General features: G+C 67.0%; 15 protein-coding genes. 6 read left to right on the top strand and 9 right to left on the bottom strand.

Translation table 11 applies throughout. The features are described from left to right. Positions 1 to 94: 94 nt before the first annotated feature. Together GU927_RS07005 and GU927_RS07000 are read right to left on the bottom strand one after the other, a co-directional pair. A complete protein-coding gene (locus GU927_RS07005) occupies positions 95 to 1,399 on the bottom strand; it encodes an HlyD family type I secretion periplasmic adaptor subunit (RefSeq protein ID WP_161761636.1) in 1,305 nt (434 codons plus the stop codon). Further along, positions 1,396 to 3,129: a type I secretion system permease/ATPase gene (locus tag GU927_RS07000; protein ID WP_161761635.1), complete on the bottom strand. Its 1,734-nt coding sequence runs from the start codon at positions 3,127 to 3,129 to the stop codon at positions 1,396 to 1,398. Before GU927_RS07000 ends, GU927_RS07005 begins: the two co-directional genes overlap by 4 nt. A 171-nt stretch (positions 3,130 to 3,300) precedes the next feature. Between GU927_RS07000 and GU927_RS06995 the strand changes: the two genes are divergently transcribed. Together GU927_RS06995 and GU927_RS06990 are read left to right on the top strand one after the other, a co-directional pair. After that, positions 3,301 to 4,125 carry an MlaA family lipoprotein gene (locus tag GU927_RS06995; RefSeq protein WP_161761634.1) on the top strand — a complete coding sequence of 275 codons (825 nt, stop codon included), beginning with the start codon at positions 3,301 to 3,303 and terminating at the stop codon, positions 4,123 to 4,125. Beyond that, a complete protein-coding gene (locus tag GU927_RS06990) occupies positions 4,115 to 4,732 on the top strand; it encodes an MlaC/ttg2D family ABC transporter substrate-binding protein (protein ID WP_161761633.1) in 618 nt (205 codons plus the stop codon). The genes GU927_RS06995 and GU927_RS06990 overlap by 11 nt, the downstream gene beginning before the upstream one ends. Before the next feature lie 66 nt (positions 4,733 to 4,798). Here GU927_RS06990 and GU927_RS06985 read toward each other — a convergent pair whose 3' ends face one another. Further along, a complete protein-coding gene (locus tag GU927_RS06985; protein ID WP_161761632.1) occupies positions 4,799 to 7,042 on the bottom strand; it encodes a transglycosylase domain-containing protein in 2,244 nt (747 codons plus the stop codon). A gap of 292 nt (positions 7,043 to 7,334) precedes the next feature. Here GU927_RS06985 and GU927_RS06980 point away from each other — a divergent pair, with 292 nt between their 5' ends. Continuing rightward, positions 7,335 to 7,673 (top strand): P-II family nitrogen regulator, encoded by a 339-nt coding sequence (locus tag GU927_RS06980; RefSeq protein ID WP_161761631.1) that lies wholly within the window; start codon positions 7,335 to 7,337, stop codon positions 7,671 to 7,673. Positions 7,674 to 7,701: 28 nt separating this feature from the next. Then, positions 7,702 to 9,057 carry an ammonium transporter gene (locus GU927_RS06975; protein WP_161761630.1) on the top strand — a complete coding sequence of 452 codons (1,356 nt, stop codon included), beginning with the start codon at positions 7,702 to 7,704 and terminating at the stop codon, positions 9,055 to 9,057. A gap of 187 nt (positions 9,058 to 9,244) precedes the next feature. On the opposite strand, the gene GU927_RS06970 is transcribed toward GU927_RS06975, so the two are convergent. From GU927_RS06970 to dapA, 5 genes are all read right to left on the bottom strand, one after another. Then, positions 9,245 to 10,426 (bottom strand): amino acid aminotransferase, encoded by a 1,182-nt coding sequence (locus GU927_RS06970; protein ID WP_161761629.1) that lies wholly within the window; start codon positions 10,424 to 10,426, stop codon positions 9,245 to 9,247. A gap of 3 nt (positions 10,427 to 10,429) precedes the next feature. Next, positions 10,430 to 11,278 (bottom strand): 3-mercaptopyruvate sulfurtransferase, encoded by an 849-nt coding sequence (sseA, locus tag GU927_RS06965; RefSeq protein WP_161761628.1) that lies wholly within the window; start codon positions 11,276 to 11,278, stop codon positions 10,430 to 10,432. A gap of 198 nt (positions 11,279 to 11,476) precedes the next feature. Next, on the bottom strand, positions 11,477 to 11,956 hold the full coding sequence (gene smpB / locus GU927_RS06960; RefSeq protein ID WP_161761627.1) for an SsrA-binding protein SmpB: 480 nt from the start codon (positions 11,954 to 11,956) through the stop codon (positions 11,477 to 11,479). Positions 11,957 to 11,996: 40 nt separating this feature from the next. Next, the gene (locus tag GU927_RS06955; protein ID WP_332838492.1) at positions 11,997 to 12,872 is read right to left on the bottom strand and encodes a DMT family transporter; all 876 of its coding nucleotides are present in this window, start codon (positions 12,870 to 12,872) and stop codon (positions 11,997 to 11,999) included. Then, the gene (gene dapA / locus GU927_RS06950; RefSeq protein WP_161761626.1) at positions 12,869 to 13,741 is read right to left on the bottom strand and encodes a 4-hydroxy-tetrahydrodipicolinate synthase; all 873 of its coding nucleotides are present in this window, start codon (positions 13,739 to 13,741) and stop codon (positions 12,869 to 12,871) included. Before dapA ends, GU927_RS06955 begins: the two co-directional genes overlap by 4 nt. A 182-nt stretch (positions 13,742 to 13,923) precedes the next feature. Between dapA and GU927_RS06945 the strand changes: the two genes are divergently transcribed. Both GU927_RS06945 and GU927_RS06940 read left to right on the top strand, forming a co-directional pair. Next, a complete protein-coding gene (locus tag GU927_RS06945; RefSeq protein ID WP_161761625.1) occupies positions 13,924 to 15,864 on the top strand; it encodes a lytic transglycosylase domain-containing protein in 1,941 nt (646 codons plus the stop codon). Positions 15,865 to 15,937: 73 nt separating this feature from the next. Continuing rightward, complete coding sequence (locus GU927_RS06940; protein ID WP_161761624.1) at positions 15,938 to 17,176, top strand: MFS transporter; 1,239 nt, start codon at positions 15,938 to 15,940, stop codon at positions 17,174 to 17,176. Between the two features lie 210 nt (positions 17,177 to 17,386). Here GU927_RS06940 and GU927_RS06935 read toward each other — a convergent pair whose 3' ends face one another. Further along, positions 17,387 to 19,054 (bottom strand): acyl-CoA dehydrogenase family protein, encoded by a 1,668-nt coding sequence (locus GU927_RS06935; RefSeq protein WP_161761623.1) that lies wholly within the window; start codon positions 19,052 to 19,054, stop codon positions 17,387 to 17,389. Positions 19,055 to 19,314 lie beyond the last annotated feature (260 nt).

Raw genomic sequence — 19,314 nt, 5'->3', positions numbered from 1 at the left:
GCTTCCTCCGGATTGGTCGGGGCGGAGGCTAGCGGCAGCGCCCGCCCCCGGCAAGGCCGGGAAGCGACGCTTTGTGGCGGGAATTCGGGCGCGGTCAGGATTCGCGGAAGGCCTTGCGGAAATAGTCGGTGAAGGGTTGGAGGAGATAGGCCATCGGGGTGCGCGCGCCGGTGCGGATATAGGTTTCCACCGGCATCCCGGGCAAAAGCGCGAGGTCGCCCAGACGGCGGAGCTGGTCGGGGGGCAGGGTGACCTCGGCGCGGTAGTAGGATTGCCCTGTCGCCTGATCGACCAGCGCATCGGCCGAGACGAGGGCGAGGATGCCTTCGAGTTCCGGCGTGGTGCGCGAGGGGAAGGCGGGCAGGACGACGCGGACGGACTGGCCCACCTGTATCTCGTCGACATGGATCGGGCTGATGCGGGCGGCGATCACCAGCGGGCGGTCCTGCGGGACGATGTAGAGGATGGGGTCGGCGGGGCGGATCACCGCGCGCGGCGTGGTGACGGCAAGGCCCAGCACGGTGCCCGCCACCGGCGCGCGGATGTCGAGCCGCGCGACGCGTTCGGTCAGGGCGCGGCGGCGTTCGGCCAGTTCCAGTTCGGACGAGCCGATGTCGCGCAGGAGGGTCGATGCCTCTTCGCGGCGGGCGGCGGCAAGGCGGAGGATTTCAAGGTCGAATTCCGTCTCGCGCCCTTCGGCCTGTGCGCGGGCAGCGGCGAGTTCGCCGATCTGGCCCTGAAGCCCCGCCTGTTCGCGTTGCAGCGCCAGCACGCGGCCTGACTGTGCCAGACCCTTGTCCAGAAGCGATTGCTGGTCGGCCAGTTCCTGTTCAATCAGGTCGAGCTGGGTTGCGAGAGCGGCGGCCTGCGCGTCGATGCCCGCGATCTGGGACTGGGTCTGGTCCTTGCGGCGGGCAAGCTGTTCGGTCTGTCTAGCCAGCGTGTCGCGGCGGGCGTCGAAGAGGCGGAGCTGCCCGTCAAGCTGTTCGGCCACGTCGGCGCGGTCGGCGGCAAGGGCGGCAAGATCGGGCGGGACGCTGACGGCGGGGGCATCGTCACGTTCGGCCTCGAGCCGCGCGCGGCGGGCGCGGCTTTCGAAGAGTTGCCCTTCGACGATGGCGAGTTCCGAGGACAGGAGGTTTCCGTCGAGCGAGAGCAGGAGGTCGCCTGCGGCGACGCTCTGGCCTTCGGTCACGGCGATGGAGGCGATGACGCCGCCGTCGGGGTGCTGGACGATCTGGCGGTTGCTTTCGACCTCGATCTGGCCGGGGGCGACGATGGCGGCATCAAGCGTGGTGCCGATGCCCCAGACGAGGAAGGAGACGCCGAGAAGTGCAAGCGTCACGAGACCGGTGAGGACCGAGCCGCGGGCGGACCAGGCGCGGGTGCTGTCGGTCATCGCACACCCCCCGGCGCGGCGGAGCGGGTGATCTCGTTCGCGTTCTGGACCATCTCGCGCAGGATCTGGTCGCGCGGGCCGAAGGCGCGGCGGGCGCCTTCCTCGATCACGAGGAGAAGGTCGCATTCCTGGATGGCGGCGGGGCGGTGGGCCATGATGAGGACGGCCCCGCCCGCGGCCTTGTGCGCGCGGATGGCGGAGTTCACGGCGAGCGAGCCTTCGTTGTCGAGGTTGGAGTTGGGTTCGTCAAGGATCAGCAGGACGGGATTGCCATAGAGCGCGCGGGCCAGCGCGATGCGCTGCATCTGCCCGCCGGAAAGGCGGCCGCCGAGCGAGTTGAGGCGGGTGTTGTAGCCGTCGGGCAGGCGCAGGATCATGTCATGGGCGGCGGCGGCCTGTGCGGCGGCGATGACCTTGTCGTCGTCGGGCTGTTGCAGGCGGGCGATGTTTTCCGCGATCGTGCCGTCGAAGAGTGTGACGCGCTGCGGCAGGTAGCCCAGAAGCTGGCCCAGACGGTCGGACGGGAACTGGTCGAGCGTGGCGCCGTCAAGCCGGATATGGCCCGCGGCCGGGCGCCAGATGCCGGTCAGCGCGCGGGCGAGGGTGGATTTTCCCGCGCCGGAGGGGCCGATGACGCCCACCGCCTGCCCGGGTTGCAGGGCAAAGGAGAGGCCGCGCAGGGCGGCGTTGGTGCTGCCCGGCGGGGCGACGGAGATGCCCGCCACCTCGAGCCGCGCGGCGGGGCGGGGCAGGTCGGTGCGCGGCGGTTCGGGCGGAACCGTGGACAGCAGCGTGGCGAGGCGGTCCATCCCCTCGCGCGCGCGGGTCAGGATGGACCATTGCGCGACGGCCTGTTCGATGGGTTGCAGCGCGCGGCCCATCAGGATGGAGCCTGCGATCATCGCGCCGCCGGTCAGTTCGCCCTGAAGGACGACCCATGCGCCAAGGCCCAGCATGGCCGATTGCAGGAAGAGCCGGAAGGTGCGCGAGAGCGCGGCGAAGCCGCCGCCGGAATCGGCGGCAAGGATACCGTCGGCCAGTGCGCGGGACCGCGCCTGTTGCCAGCGGTCGAAGGCGGCCTCGGTCATGCCGAGCGCGCGGAGGGTTTCGGATTCGGCCTTGAGGAGTTCCGAGCTGCGGTTGGCGGCGATGGCGGCGGCATTGGCGCGGCCGAGCGGCCCGCGCGTCATCCACTGGTTCGCCAGCGTGATGAGAAGGATGAGGATGGCGCCCGCCACAGACAGCCAGCCCATGAGCGGATGCAGCACGAAGATCGCGGCGATGAAGATGGGCGTCCATGGCAGGTCGGCCAGTGCCGCGACGAGGGGCGAGGACCACAGGCGCTGCACCGCCTCGACATCCTGCTGGGCGGCGAGGGCGGGGCCGTCGTCGGGGGCGACCATCAGGCGGCGGATGGCGGCCGAGAAGGCGCGGCGGTCGATGCTTTCCTGAAAGCGCGCGCCGATGCGCGACAGGATGCGTGCCCGCATCGCGTCGAGCACGCCCATGGCGAGGAAGAGCAGGATCACGATGGCCGAAAGCGCGACCAGCGTCGCCTCGGACTGGCTGCCCAGCACGCGGTCATAGACCTGCAGCATGTAGAGGGGGCCGGTCAGCATCAGCAGGTTGATGAAGACGGAGAAAAGCGCGACGGCCACGAAGAGCGGTCCTTGCGCGCGGCGGGCATTGGCCAGTTCGGCGGCGCCCTGTCTTTGGTCTGCCCGGTACATCCGGCGGTCCCTCGTTACGCTACAATCGTCGGCCGGTCCGCCGGCGGGAAACCGCATGGCGTGGCCGGATCGACACGGTCTTGCGGTTGCCTTGGCCCGGTTCAGGACATATGCCTTGAACACGGGGGTCGGCACCGTAGGTGGTGTGGGACCCTTCGGAAAAGTTGAACGATGATCCCTGCATTCTCATTACCCGCTTTCCTGACCAAGTCCAATGATCCGTCTGCAACCCCGCGCCGGACACGCAGCCGTGCGCGGTCGCTTGGCGCGGTTGCGGTGGCAGCCCTTGTCAGCGCCTGTGGTCCGGCGGCGGTTCCGTCGGGGATCAATGATCCCAACGAGGCGCGCAATCGCGACATCCACGCCTTCAACCGCGGGGTGGACAGGATGCTGCTGCGGCCCACGGCGAATACCTACAGTTCCATCCTGCCCGAGCCGGTGGAGCAGGGGATTTCCAACTTTGCCACCAATCTGGATGCGCCGGGCGATGTGGTGAACAACCTGCTGCAATTCCGGCTGGGCAAGGCGGCAGAGAACACGCTGCGCTTTGCCATCAATTCGACCATCGGGATCGGCGGTCTGTTCGATCCGGCAACCGCGATGGGCGTGGCGGGCGATCCCACCGACTTTGGCGAGACGCTGCATGTCTGGGGCGCGCCGGAGGGGCAATATGCCGAAGTGCCCTTCATGGGGCCGACCACGGACCGCGATCTGGTGGGCGTGATCGTGGATGTGGCGCTGAACCCCGTCCGGCTGGCCCTGCCCGAGCCGGAATCCTATTACGCGACCGGAACCAAGGTCGCCTCGCGTCTGAGTGATCGGGCCCGCTATGGCGATACGGTCGATTCGGTCCTATATGAAAGCGCGGACAGCTACGCGCAGACGCGCCTGCTTTACCTGCAAAACCGGCGCTTCCAGCTTGGCCAGTCCGCCGCGGGCGGCGAGGCGGCCTTTGAAGACCCCTATAGCGATTTCGAGGATCCCTATGCAGAATGATCCAACAGGCGGCCGGATCTCGCGGCGTTCCTTCACCTCCATCGCGCTGGCGGCCTCGGCGGCGTTCGGGATGCCGTTGCCGGTCTTTGCACTGACCGTCGATGACGCGCGGGGGCTGATCGACAAGGCGGTGGCGGATGTGAACCGCATCATCGGGTCGGGCAAGTCGGAAGGCCAGATGTATGGCGATTTCGAGCGGCTCTTCGTGAAATATGCCGATGTGCCGGTGATCGCGCGGTCGGCGCTGGGGCCTGCGGCGCGGCAGGCGTCGGCGGGGCAGCTGTCGGCCTTCACCAAGGCCTATCAGGGCTATCTGAGCCGGAAATACGGCCGCCGCTTCCGCGAATTCATCGGGGGGCGGATCGAGGTGACGGATGCCCGCCCGATCAAGAGCTATTTCGAGGTGATCTCGGTCGCCTATCTGCAGGGCGAGGCGCCGTTCGACCTGCGCTGGCATGTGTCGGACAAGTCGGGGCGCAACCTGTTCTTCAACATCATCATCGAGGGGGTCAACATGCTCGCCTCCGAAAGGACGGAGATCGGGGCGCTTCTGGACAAGAACAAGGGCGATATCGACCGGCTGGTGGCGGAGCTGAAGACGATCTGACCCCCCGCTGACCCGTTGTCACGAACCCGCCGGAGCGATCCGGCGGGTTTTTCCATGCGCGCGGGATCAGTACAGGCCGAGGAGGTCTTTCAGCAGCGACTCCACGGGGTCTTCCTGCGAGCGGTCGCGGGTGGGTTGGCCCTGCGGCACGCCGCCGCCTGCCTGCGGGTTCTGGTATTGCGGATCGCCATACTGCGGTTCGGGCGGCAGGCGGGGTTCGGGGATGTCCATCGGCAGGGGCGAGACGGGCACGCCTTCGTGGACGCGCACCATCACCTCGTGCCAGATTTCCGCTGGAAGGCCGCCGCCGGTGACGCCGGTGAGCGGCGTGTTGTCGTCATAGCCCATCCAGACACCCGCCACGTAATCGGCGGTGTAGCCCACGAACCACGCATCGCGCGCGGCCTGCGTCGTGCCGGTCTTGCCCGCGGCGGGGCGGCCTTCCAGCCGCGCACGCGTGCCGGTGCCGCCTTCGATCACCTGATTCATCATGTAGGTCAGGAGGCGGGCGGATTTCTCCTGTATCACCCGCTCGCCGATGCCGCCTGCGGCACCGATCAGCGGTTCCTCCTCGCCCTGCAGGCGCAATTCGACAAGGCCATAGGGCGTCACCGACGACCCGCCATTCAGGATGCCCGCATAGGCGCCGGTCATTTCCAGCAGCGTCGATTCCGACGCACCCAGCGCCAGTGCGGGCCCGTCGGCAAGGTTGGACCGGATGCCGAAGCCGGTGGCGACGTTACGCACGAGGTCGCGCCCCACGGTTTCCGAGACCTTCACGGCAGGGATGTTGCGGCTTTCCTTGAGCGCCTGGGTCAGCGTGATCATGCCCTTGAACTCGTTGTCGTAATTCTTGGGCGTCCAAGGGCCGGAGCCGGGGATGTTGATGGTGGTGGGCGTATCCTCGACATAATCCTCGGGCGACCAGCCAAGGTCGAGGGCGGCGGCATAGGCAAAGGGTTTGAAGGCCGATCCCGTCTGGCGCAGGGCCTGCGTGGCGCGGTTGAAGCTGCCCGCTGCCTCGATCTTGCGGCCGCCGACCATGGCGCGGACGGCCCCGTCGGCGGACATGACGACGATGGCGGCCTGCGCCTTGGACCCGTCCTTGATCTTGGTCTCGAAGACATAGGCCAGCGCCTCTTCCGCCGCCTTTTGCAGGCGCTGGTCGAGCGTGGTGCGGATCACGACATCCTCGGTCGTCTCGGATGTCAGGAAGGCGGGGGCGGTTTCCATCACCCAGTCCGCGAAGAACCCGCCCGAGCGTGATGCCGCCGCCTCGGACAGTTGGGCGGGATTGGCGCGGGCCTCGGCGGCCTGTTCGGGGGTGATGTAGCCCTGCTCCTCCATCAGGCCAAGGATGACGCTGGCGCGGGCGCGGGCGCGGTCCATGTTGTTGGTGGGCGCGAAATAGGACGGCGCCTTCAGCAGGCCCGCCAGCATCGCCGCCTCGGCCGCGTTGACCTGATTGGCGGATTTCCCGAAATAGCGCTGCGCCGCCGCCTCGAACCCGCGGGCACCGGCGCCGAGGTAGGCGCGGTTGAAGTAGATCGTCAGGATCTCTTCCTTGGAATATTTCGCCTCCATCGCCATGGCGTAGGGGACTTCCTTGATCTTGCGCCAGATGCCGCCCTTGCGGCAGTCGGCCTCGTAATCGGCCTCGGATTTCCATTGCGACTGGTCATAGGGCACGCCGAGGCAGAGGAGTTTGGCCACCTGCTGCGTGATGGTGGAACCGCCATTGCCTTCCAGAGGGCCGCGCCCTTCGGCAAGGTTGATGCGGATGGCCGAGGCGATGCCGCGGGGCGAGATGCCGAAATGGCGGTAGAAGCGGCGGTCTTCGGTGGCGACCACTGCGTCGTGCAGGAAGGGCGAGACGGTTTCGGCGGTGATCATCCCGCCGAAGGTTTCGCCGCGCCAGGCGTAGACCTTGTCATTGCGGTCGAGGAAGGTGACCGACCCGCGCGAGCGGGCGTCGATGAGATCGGTGACGGGGGGAAGCTGGACGTAGAAATACAGCACCACCAGCCCGAGCACGGTGGCCGAGACGAGGCCGACCGTCTTGGTTATGCCCCAGATGATGCGCCAGAAGAAGCCGAGCGTGCCAAAGACCAGACGGCCGATCAGCCCGCGCTGTTTCTGCGGGCGCTTGGGGGCGGGTTTGCGCGGTTTGCCGCCGCCGCCACCGCCGCCACCGCGACCGCCGCCCGTGCTGCCATTGCCGCCGCCGCCGCCGCGTGCCGGTGCCTGCCGCGCCGGAGTGTAGCGGCGGTCCGCCACAAGCGGTGTGCGCCCGTTACCCGATCCTGCCATGCCCAAATCTGCCCGCCAGTTCCGCCCGACCATCGCGCGGTGGTTTTGCCGCAATCTAGCCTGCCACCGCAGGAATGTGGAGACGGCATCGCATTCGCGCATAGGCGGCGATTCGCTTACGCGATGCGTCCAATTTTTAATCAATTGCGACCGAAAGTGCAAAAATTGTGCAGTTTGTCGCGTTTCGGGCGGCGCAGGCAGGGGCGGTTTCCTTGTGCTGCACCTGCACGGTCCTCCTTCATGGCGGGGCAAGGGTCCGCACGGGCCTCCGCCAAAATGGAAGGGGATGGATGTGAAACTCATCATTGCTGCAATCAAGCCGTTCAAGCTGGAGGAGGTGCGCGAGGCGCTGACCACCATCGGCGTGCGGGGCATGATGGTGACCGAGATCAAGGGCTTCGGTTCCCAGTCAGGCCACACCGAAATCTACCGCGGTGCCGAATATGCCGTGAACTTCGTGCCGAAGGTCCGGCTGGAGATCGTGGTGAGCGACAGCCTTGCCGATCAGGTCGTCGAGACGATCCGCGCCACCGCCAAGACCGACAAGATCGGGGACGGCAAGATTTTCGTGCTGGATGTCCAGCAGGCCGTGCGCGTGCGTACCGGCGAAACGAATGACGATGCGCTCTGAGCGTCGCAGGGAAGGGGAAAGCGTAATCATGAAGCAGTTTGCGAAAGTTTCGGGTCTGGGTGCGCTGGCGTCTGCCGCGCTGACCGCCCTGCCCGTCTGGGCGCAGGAGGCGACCGAGGCGACGGCAGAGGCCGCCGCCGAGGTGGTGCCGGTGATGGACAAGGGCGACGTGTCCTGGATGATGGTGTCGACGGTGCTGGTGCTGTTCATGACCATTCCGGGTCTGGCGCTGTTCTATGGCGGTCTGGTGCGGGCCAAGAACATGCTGTCGATCCTGATGCAGACGACGATGATCGCCTGTGTCCTGATGCTGGTCTGGGTGATCTACGGCTATTCCTTCACCTTCGGCGGGTCGACCAGCCCGTGGTGGGGCGGCACCGGCAAGCTGTTCCTGTCCGGCGTGACGGCAGACAGCATGGCGGCCACCTTCAGCGCGGGCTATGTAATCCCGGAATATCTGTTCATCGCCTTCCAGATGACCTTTGCGGCCATCACCCCCGCCCTGATCATCGGCGCCTTTGCCGAGCGGGTGAAGTTCAGCGCGGTGCTGGTCTTCTCGGTCCTCTGGGCGACGTTCAGCTATTTCCCGATCGCGCATATGGTGTGGGACGCCAACGGCTATCTCTTCGCCAAGGGTGCCATCGACTTTGCGGGCGGCACGGTGGTGCATATCAACGCGGGGATCGCCGCGCTGGTGGGCTGCATCGTGATCGGCAAGCGCGTGGGTTACGGCAAGGACAACATGGCGCCCCATTCGATGGTGCTGACCATGGTCGGGGCCTCGATGCTGTGGGTCGGCTGGTTCGGGTTCAACGTGGGCTCCAACCTCGAGGCCAATGGCGGCGCGACGCTGGCGATGATCAACACTCTCATCGCGACGGCTGCCGCGACGGTGGCGTGGTCGCTGATGGAAGCGGTGGCGCGCGGCAAGGCGTCGATGCTGGGCGCGGCTTCGGGCATGGTGGCGGGTCTGGTCGCCGTGACGCCCGCCTGCGGCACGATCGGCCCGATGGGTGCGATCCTGCTGGGGGTGCTGGCCTCGCTCTGCTGCTACTTCTTCGTGACGGTCGTGAAGCAGAAGATGAAGTATGACGACAGCCTCGACGTCTTCGGCATCCACGGCGTGGGCGGGATCGTCGGCGCGGTTCTGACCGGCGTCTTCTCTGCCGCCGCCTTTGGCGGGGTGAAGGGCGACGACTATGCGATGATGTCGCAGCTCTGGATCCAGATCGAGGGCGTGCTGATCACGGTTGTCTGGTCGGGTGTGGTGTCCTTTGTCCTGTTCAAGGCGATCGACATGACGATCGGCCTGCGCGTGGACAACGATACCGAGCGTCAGGGTCTCGACCTCGCCTCGCATGGCGAGCAGGCCTACCATTCGTGATCTGCGGCGGGGCTGCCTTCGGGCGGCCCCCCGTCACCGGCGCGTCGGGGCTTCCTCCTCCCGCCCCTGCCGCGCAAAGAAGAACGGCCCGCAGGATACTCTCCCTGCGGGCCGTTTCCGTTTCGGGGCAAGATTTTTCTGCGAAAAATCTTGGGGGCGATCCTTCTGGCGAAGGATCGGGGCCTTGTCAGCCCGCGACCTGCGCGATGGCGGCGGCGAGGATCGGGACGGTGCGGGCGTTCAGGCCCGCGATGTTGATGCGGCTGTCGCCCACCATGTAGATCGCGTAATCTTCGCGCAGGGTGTTCACCTGCGCCTCGGTCAGGCCGAGGCGGCTGAACATGCCGCGATGGGTGGCGACGAAGTCGAAGCGGTCGGAGTTGGTGGCGCGGCGCAACTCGTCCGCCAGCGACTGGCGCAGGGTGAGCATGTTGAGCCGCACCTCTTCCAGTTCCGCCATCCAGTCGGCCTTGAGCGCCGCATCCTCGAGGATCATGGTCACCAGACGCGCGCCGTGGTCGGGCGGGAAGCTGAAGTTCTGGCGGTTGAGGAAGTTCAGGTTGCCCTGCAGCACGCCCTTGCCCGCAGCGGCGCCGATGCCGATCAGGATGCCGGTGCGTTCGCGGTAGATGCCGAAATTCTTGGAGCAGGAGGCGGCGATCAGCACTTCGGGGAAGGCCGCCGCGATCTTGCGCGTGGCGGCGGCATCGGCGTCGAGGCCGTCACCGAAGCCCTGATAGGCAAGGTCCACCAGCGGGATCGCGCCGCGCTGCGCGAGGAGCGCGATGACCTGATCCCACTGGGCGGCGTCGAGGTTCGCGCCGGTGGGGTTGTGGCAGCAGCCATGCAGCAGCACCACATCGCCCGCCTTGACCGTGGCGAGGTCGGCCATCAGCCCCGCGAAATCGACGCCGCGCGTGGCCGCGTCGAAATAGCGGTATTCGGCCATCTTCATCCCGAGGAATTTGATGATGGACGGGTGGTTCGGCCATGTCGGGTTGGAAATCCAGACGGTGGCATCGGGGGTGGCAAGGCGGATCAGTTCCAGCGCCTGCCGGATCGCGCCCGTGCCGCCCGGCGTGGCGATGGAGGCGATGCGGTCGGCGGCCACGGCATCACAGAGGATCATGGAGGAGAGGGCCGCGTTACAGGCCGGTTCGCCCGCAAGACCCGTGTAGGTCTTGGTCGTCTCGGTTTCCCACAGCTTCTTTTCCGCGGCCTTGACGGCGCGCATGACGGGGGTCAGGCCGGTGGCGTCCTTGTAGACGCCGACGCCAAGGTCGATCTTGGTCGTGCGCGGGTCGTCGCGATACATGGCGATGAGTTGCAGGATCTTGTCCTGCGGCTGCGCCTTCAGCTGGTCGAACATGGTTTATCCCTTTTCCACGGGCAGGTCGTCGAACATGCCCCATTCCGCCCAGGAGCCGTCGTAGAGGCTGTGGTTCCTGTGGCCGATCCGTTCCAGTGCGAGCGAGAGCACCGCCGCCGTCACGCCCGAGCCGCAGGTGGTGATGGCGGGTTTTGTCAGGTCCACGCCTGCGGCTTCGAATGTGGCGCGCAGGTCGGGGACGGATTTCATCGTGCCGTCGGGGTTCAGGACCGTGGCGAAGGGCACGTTCTTCGATCCCGGGATATGGCCTGACCGCAGGCCGGCGCGGGGTTCGGGCGCCTCGCCGCGGAAGCGGGCGGCGGAGCGGGCGTCGAGGATTTCGGCCTCGCGCAGTTTCGAGGAATGGGCCACTTGGGTGACGTCCTTCACCAGATGGTTCTGGCGCGACACGGTCATGTGGCGGTCCTTGACGACGGGGGGGAGATCCTCGATCTCGCGCCCTTCGGCCCGCCATTTGGGAAAGCCGCCGTCGAGGACGGCCACGTCCGTCTTGCCCATCAGGCGGAAGGTCCACCAGACGCGGGCGGCGGAGAAGAGCCCCGCGCCGTCGTAGATCACGACCTGATGGCCGTCGCCCACGCCCATGGCGCGCATGCGGGACATGAATTTCTCGGTCGGCGGGGCCATGTGGGGCAGGGCGCTGCGCTGGTCCGAGATTTCGTCGATGTCGAAGAAGCGCGCGCCGGGGATGTGGGCGGCGTTGTATTCGGCGCGGGGGTCGCGGCCTGCATCGGGCAGGTACCACGAGGCGTCGAGGATACGCAGGTCGGGGTCGCGCAGATGCGCGCCGAGCCAGTCGGTGGAAACGAGGGTCTTGGGATCGTCGGTCACGGGGGCCTCCGGCCTTGCGGTCAGGGGGCAAGTAGCCGGATCGGGCCTTTGTGGCAAGGGTGGGGCGGGGTCAGGGGGGCGATTTCTGACGCAGAAATCGCGGCGTTTTCTGCACGCAGAAAACGGGGGGCTGGCGTTGCGGCGGGGGGACCGATTTCTGCGTCAGAAATCGGTGCATTTTCTGCGTCAGAAAATGCTTCAGTCGCGCTTGGACATCTTCAGGAGGCGGGCCTTTTCGCGGTCCCAGTCGCGTTTCGCGGATGTCTCGCGCTTGTCGGCCAGTTTCTTGCCCTTGGCGATGCCGAGCTTGATCTTCACGATGCCGCGGTCGTTGAAATACATCTTGATGGGAACGATCGTCATCCCCTCGCGCGCGGTGGCGTTCCAGAGGCGGGAGAGTTCCTTTTTCGACACCAGCAATTTGCGGCGGCGGCGTTCCTCGTGGCCCCATGTCTTCGCCTCGCGGTAGGGGGCGATGTAGCCGTTGATGAGCCAGAGTTCCCCGCCTTCGACCGAGGCATAGCTTTCGGCGATGTTCGACCCGCCCTGACGCAGGCTTTTGACCTCGGACCCTTGCAGGATGATGCCTGCCTCCAGATCGCTTTCGATGTGGTAGTCGAAGCGGGCGCGGCGGTTTTCCGCGATGAGTTTGGAGTTGGGGTCGGATTTCTGGGCCATGGTCCGCCCGAGATAGGCGATGGGGCGCGCGGAGTCCAGTTCAGCGGCGGCGCGATCGGGTGAGGGTGTAGAGGCCGGAGGCGACGATGAGGGCGGAACCGGCCAGCGTCAGCGCGTCGGTGCGTTCGTGGAAGACGAGGGTGCCGAGGATCATCGCGAAGACGAGGCGGGTGTAGCGGAAGGGGGTGACGACGGAAACCTCGCCCGTCCGCATGGCGATGGTGAGCGCGTTGTAGGCGAAGATGCCGCAGGCGGTCATGGCGGCGATCTGGGCCGTGGCGGTGGCGTCGGGAAGGCGCGCGCCGCCCGTGACGGTCAGGATCACGGCACCGGCGAGGGCGAGCATGGTCATGCCGATAAGGCCCAGTTGGCGGTTGGACAGCGCGGGGGGCGCGGCGCGGGTGGCAAGGTCGCGGCCTGCAAAGCCGATCATCCCTGCCACGGTGACGAGGGAGAGGAGGGTGAAGCCTTCCACGCCCGGCCGCAGGATCAGCAGGACGCCCGCGAAGCCCGTGGCGATGGCGGTCCAGCGGCGCCAGCCGACGCGTTCCCCGAACAGGAGCGCCGCGCCCGCGACGACGACGAGGGGGGTGGCCTGCAGGATGGCGGAGGCGGTGGAAAGGGGCGTCAGCGCGATGGCGAGGGAGTAGAAGAGGCGACCCGCCACCTCGAAGGAGGACCGGATGAGGAGGGGGCGGGACAGGAGCGCGGGGTGGAGGAGGGTTTCGCCCGCGCGTTTGGTCAGGAGGGCGAAGAAGGCCGCGCCCGTCAGGCCGAAGATCAGCAGGGCCTGACCAAGGGGGATATGGGCGGTTGCGGCCTTGAGGAACATATCCTCGACCGCGAAGCCCGCCATGGCGGCGACCATCCAGAGCGACCCGCGCAGGTTGGTGCTGCGCGGGGCCTTCGGCGTCACAGGATGCCTGCGTGTTCCATCGCGGCCTGGATGCGGGCTTTGGTGGCGTCGGTCAGGCCCACCAGCGGCAGGCGCACGTCCTCGGTGCAGCGGCCAAGGAGCGAGAGGCCGTATTTCGCGCCCGCAAGGCCGGGTTCAAGGAAGATCGCCTCGTGCAGGGGCATCAGGCGGTCCTGGTATTCCAGCGCCTTGCGGTAGTCGCCTGCCAGCGTGGCGGCCTGGAATTCGGCGCAGAGCTTCGGCGCCACGTTGGCGGTGACCGAGATGCAGCCGACCCCGCCATGGGCGTTGAAGCCCAAGGCGGTGGCATCTTCGCCCGACAGCTGGATGAAGTCCGGCCCGCAGGAGGCGCGCTGCATCGAGACACGCTCGATCTTGCCGGTGGCGTCCTTGACCCCGATGATGCGGGGGAGTTGCGCCAGTTTGCCCATGGTTTCGGGCGTCATGTCCACGACCGACCGGCCGGGGATGTTGTAGATCACGATGGGCAGCGTGCAGCAGTCGTGCAGCGCGGTGTAATGGGCGATAAGCCCTGCCTGCGTGGGCTTGTTGTAATAGGGCGTGACGACCAGCGCGGCATCGGCGCCGACGCGTTCGGCGTGCTGGATCAGGCGGATGCCTTCGACGGTGTTGTTCGACCCCGCGCCCGCGATCACCGGCACGCGACCGGCGGCGAATTTCACGACCGCCTCGACGACCGCCTCGTGTTCTTCGTGGCTGAGCGTGGGGCTTTCGCCCGTCGTGCCCACGGGGACAAGGCCGGTGGAGCCGCTTTCGATCTGCCAGTCGACAAGTTTCTTCAGCGTATCCAGATCGACTTCGCCGTTCCTGAACGGCGTCACCAGCGCGGGAATGGACCCTTTGATCATGGAACGCTTCCTTTGGTTTCGGGCGAGGACCGCCCCGTTGCAAACGCGCCCTTCCTAGCCTTGTGGCAAAGGCTTGCCAAGTGGGGCAGGCGATGACGTGCTTGTGGGTTGCGGGGCGGGGCGGGCTGGGGCAGGATTGGCGTCAAGGATCACTAAAAATCAAAAGATGATCGGGCAGAGCGATGGCAAGGACGCGCACCTTCGGGTGGCTTTTTTCGGCATTTCTGGTGGCGGTTCCTGCGGGGGCCATGGCCGATGCGGCGGGCGCGCTGCGCGCGGCGCAGGATCGCGCGGCGGCGGGCGACTGGGCCGGGGCTGCGGCTGCGGCGCAGGGCGGCGGTCAGGTGGCCGCCGACATCATCGAATGGCAGCGCTTGCGGGCCGGTGACGGGCGGCTGGGTGAATACGAGGATTTTCTGGCGCGGCGGGCCGACTGGCCGGGGATGCCGCTGTTGAAGGAGAAGGGCGAGGAGGCGGTGGCGCGGTCCACCGATCCAAGCCGCGTCGTGGCCTATTTCGGGGGCGGCTTGCCGGAGACGGCGGAGGGGTCGCTCGCGCTGATCAACGCGCTGCGGGCGCTGGGGCGGGGCGAGGCGGCGGAGGCCGAGGCGTTCCGGGCCTGGACCGAACTGCCCTTCGGGCCGGAGGAAGAGGCTGAAATACTTGGCCTTTATGGCGAGGCGTTGAAGGTCGCGCATGAGGTGCGGCTGGACCGTCTCTTGTGGCAGAACCGCGTGGCCGAGGCCAAGCGGATGCTGCCGCGCGTGGGGGCGGGGTGGCAGGCGCTGGCGCAGGCGCGGATGGCGCTGCGGGCGGATGCGGACGGGGTGAATGCGCTGATCGAGCGGGTGCCTGCGGCGTTGCAGGGCGATCCCGGGCTGGCCTATGAGCGGTTCGACTGGCGGTTCCGGCGGGACCGCGACGACGATGCGGCGGAACTGGTGGTCGCGCAGTCGCAAAGTGCGGCGAGCCTTGGCGATCCGGCGATGTGGGCGGACCGGCGGGCGGCGCTGGCGCGGTCGCTTCTGCGGGCGGAGAAGCCCAAGGTGGCCTATCGCGTGGCGGCGTCGCATTTCCTGAGCGAGGGCAGCGACTACGCCGATCTGGAGTTTCTGGCAGGCTTCATCGCGCTGCGGAAACTGGGCGATGCGGAGACGGCGCTGCGCCATTTCCGCAACCTGCGCGCGGGCGTGGCGACGCCCATCTCTGTCGCGCGGGCGCATTACTGGGCGGGGCGGGCGCTTCTGGCGGCGGGGGACCGTGCGGGTGGCACGGCCGAGTTGCAGGAGGCGGCGAAGCACCACACCGCCTATTACGGGCTGCTGGCGGCCGAGGCCTTGGGGCAATCGCTGGACCCGTCGCTTCTGTCTGATGCGCGGCCTGCGGATTGGCGGGGGGCGCGGTTTGCCCAGTCCTCCGTGCTGGAGGCGGCGATGATGCTGTCACGGGCTGGGGACCGGACGCTGGCCAAGCGGTTCTTCCTGCATCTGGCGGAAAGTCTGGACGGGCGGGAGCTGGACCAGCTGGCCGATCTGGCCCTGCAGATGGACGAGCCGCATATCGCGGTTCTGGTGGCCAAGCAGGCGGCGGAGCGGGGGATCATCCTGCCGCGCGCCTATTACCCTGTGCCGGGTTTCGTGCCGGGCGAGGGGCTGGCGGTCAGCCGCGCGCTGGCCTTGGCGATTTCGCGGCGGGAGTCGGAGTTCGACCCCGCGGCGCGGTCGGCGGCGGATGCGCGGGGGTTGATGCAGGTGCTGCCGTCCACGGCCAAGCTGGTGGCGCCGCGTGTGGGGCTGTCCTATGACGCCGGAAAGTTGAACGATCCGGCCTATAACGTGCGGATCGGGACGGGCTATCTGGCGCAACTGGTTGAACAATTCGGGCCTTCGGTCGCGCTGGTCGCGTCGGGCTACAATGCCGGGCCGGGGCGGCCCAAGCGGTGGATCGGGCTGTTCGGCGATCCGCGCGATCCGGCGGTGGATGTGGTGGACTGGGTCGAGATGATCCCCTTCACCGAGACGCGGACCTATGTGATGCGCGTGACCGAGAGCCTTGTGATCTATCGCGCGATCCTGCGCGGGTCGGTGGGGCCCGTGAACGTGACGGGGGAATTGCGGGGCTGAGCGGAGTCCGTTCGCGACCCCTGCTGTCGCGGCTGTCACAGACGCGGTTGCCCAAGGGTTGTGCAATCGGGGAATGGCCACGCGATACCTTCCCCTTTTCCTGCGCCATTCGCCCACGCCCAAGGTGCAGAACTTTGCCCTGCTGGCGGGGATCGAGGCGAGCGTGCGGGGCACGCTGATCTCGGCCATGCCTCTGGTCGTCTATGACGCGCTGGGCAGCGCCGAGGCGACGTCGTCCACCTATTTCTGGGCGGGGATTGTCGCTCTGTGCTGGGGGTTGATGGTGCCGTGGTTCACGCGGCATCTGCCGCGGCGGTGGATGTATACGGCGGGCTGTCTGCTCTATCTGGTGGGGATGGGGCTGGCGATTTCGGGCAGTGCGGTGCTGGTGCCTTTTGCGCTGATGTGCCTGTCGGCGGCGACGGCGACGACCTTCGTCTGCTTCAACGCCTATGTGCTGGATTACATCGACCGCAGCGATCTGGGGCGGAGCCAGTCGACGCAGATGGTCTATGCGGCGGGGCCATGGGCGGTGGGGCCGATGACGGGGGTCTGGCTGCATGACTGGTGGGAGCCTGCGCCCTTCCTGCTGGCGGGGGCATTCGCGGTGCTGTTGCTGGCGGTGTTCTGGGTGCTGCGGCTGGGCAATGGCAAGCAGATCCAGCGGGCGAAGGGGCCGGCGCTGAACCCGCTGGCCTATCTGGGGCGGTTCTTCCGGCAGCCGCGGCTGATCGCGGGGTGGATGTTCGCCGTGATGCGGTCGAGCGGGTGGTGGGTCTATGTCGTCTATCTGCCGATCTTCTGCATCGAGGCGGGCTTGGGCAACAAGGTGGGGGGCGTGGCGCTGTCGGTTTCCAATGCGCTGCTGTTCATCTCGCCCGTCATGCTGCGTTTCGCGCGGCGGACATCGGTCAGGCGGGCGGTGCGGGTGGCCTTTGGGCTGTGCGGTTTGTGCTTTGTGATCAGCGCCTTGTTCGCGCCGCTGCCTTGGCTGGCGGTGCTGGCGATGATGGCGGCGTCGGTGTTCCTTGTCCTGCTGGATGTGGTGGGGGGGTTGCCCTTCCTGATGGCGGTGAAGCCGTCGGAGCGGACCGAGATGTCGGCGGTCTATTCCAGTTTCCGCGATGTCAGCGGCATCGTGACCCCTGCTGCGGCCTGGGCCGTGCTGGTGCCCTTCGGGGCGCCGCTGGCGGCGTTCTTCGCGGTGACGGGGGCGGGGATGCTGGGGGCGTTCGGGGTGGCGTCGCGGTTGCATCCGCGGTTGGGGACGGTGAGGCCGTCGCATGGGGGGCGTGGCGCAGGCGAAATCTGACGCAGATTTCGCGGCGATTTCTGCACGCAGAAATCGGTGGGAGACGATGGTCAGGGGCCGTTTTCTGCGTGCAGAAAACGGAGCGATTTCTGCGGCAGAAATCGCTTTTGTTAGGAAAGTGTTACAGCGGCGGGCGCTGTGGGGCATGAAAAAACGCGGGCCGATTGCGCGGTCCGCGTTTCATCCGTCACCCTGACAGGGCGGGGTTAATCAATCCAGCAGACGCCGCGCGATGACCTGCGCCTGAATCTCTGCCGCCCCTTCGAAGATGTTCAGGATACGCGCGTCGCAGAGGATGCGGCTGATCTGGTATTCCAGCGCAAAGCCGTTGCCGCCGTGGATCTGCAGCGCGTTGTCGGCGGATGCCCATGCCACGCGGGCGCCCAGAAGCTTGGCCATGCCGGCCTCGAGGTCGCAGCGCTTGTCATTGTCCTTTTGCCAGGCCGAGAAATAGGTGAGCTGGCGCGCGACCATGATCTCCACCGCCATCATCGCCAGTTTGCCGGCGACGCGGGGGAATTCGATCAGGGATTTGCCGAATTGCTTGCGGTCTTCGGCGTATTTCATGCCGACTTCCAGCGCCGATTGCGCCACGCCCACGGCGCGGGCGGCGGTCTGGATGCGGGCGGATTCGAAGGTCTGCATCAGTTGCTTGAAGCCCTGCCCTTCGACGCCGCCCAGAAGGTTTTCGCCTTTGACGCGGAAATCGTCGAAGTTGACGGTGTATTCCTTCATCCCGCGATAGCCGAGGACTTCGATCTCGCCACCCGAAAGGCCGGGGTCGACGAAGGGCGTCTCATCCGTGCCGGGGGTCTTTTCGGCGAGGAACATGGACAGGCCGCGATAGTCGGTCGTGCCGTCGACGGTGCGGGCAAGGACCGTCATCACATGGGTGCGGGCGGCGTGGGTGATCCATGTCTTGTTGCCGTTCACGACCCAATCGTCGCCATCGCGCCGCGCGCGGGTGCGAAGCGAGCCGAGGTCGGAGCCGGTATTCGGTTCGGTGAAGACGGCGGTGGGCAGGATCTCGCCAGAGGCGAGTTTCGGCAGCCACTTTGCCTTCTGTTCGGGCGTGCCGCCGCAGAGGATCAGTTCGGCGGCGATTTCGCTGCGCGTGCCGAGCGAGCCCACGCCGATATAGCCGCGCGAGAGTTCTTCGGACACCACGACCATGGAGGCCTTGGACAGGCCGAAGCCGCCGAACTCTTCGGGGATGGTCAGGCCGAAGACGCCCATTTCGGCCAGCGCGTCGATGATCTCCATCGGGATGAGTTCATCCTTCAGGTGCCATTCATGCGCGTGGGGCGTGACCTTTTCGTCGGCAAAGCGGCGGAACTGGTCGCGGATCATTTCCAGCTCTTCGTCCAGACCCGTCGCGCCGAAGGTGGCGCGGCCGTGGTTATCGCGCATGAGTGCCACAAGGCGGGTGCGGGCGGCGGCGGTGTTGCCTCGGGCCATGAGGGTGACCGCCGCCGCGCCGGGCTGGGCCGGAGAGAGGTCGAGTTCCTGCAAGCGCGCGACCTCCCCCTGGCTCATGGGAATGCCGCCGTGGATCTGGTTGAGGTATTCGCCATAGGCGATCTGGAGGAGCAGCGCCTCCATTTCCGAGAACTGGCCCGCGGTGTCGAGGCGTTGCGCCCATGCCTGCATCTGGCGCAGGGATTCGGTGTAGGTCGCAAGCCATGCCAGCGCATGGGCGGCATACTGGTGTTCTTCCAGCGCCTGACCCGAGACCTTGCCCGCGACGGTGACCATTTCGCGAAGGTTTTCGCGGGCTTGGGTGAAGATCGCCTCCACCTCGGGCAGGGCGGCGGCGGTGAGGCCGAGGATATCTGCGAGGAGGGGCGAGGTCGTCATCGGCTGGCCGTCATGGGGCATGGTGGACACCTTCAGGGCTTATTCTGCGGTTGCGAGATAGGTAGGATGTTTGCAGTCGCAGAGCAACTTAATTTCGCGCTGAAAAGATCAAGTGAAGGAAAATGTCGCAGCGGAATTTGCGGGATGCGGGGTGCGGGGGTGGTGGAAGCGGGCCAAGTGCCTTTGTGCGCTGTGTTAATTGGCGGGACGGGCCGGTTCGGGGTGGTACCGGCGGTTGTGCCGACGGTTGTACCGCAGGCTGTCAGCACGCTTCGGGCTGC

It is taken from the genome of Paragemmobacter amnigenus (assembly GCF_009908265.2).
Lineage (GTDB): Bacteria > Pseudomonadota > Alphaproteobacteria > Rhodobacterales > Rhodobacteraceae > Paragemmobacter > Paragemmobacter amnigenus.
This window is presented reverse-complemented; position numbering and strand designations above follow the sequence as displayed.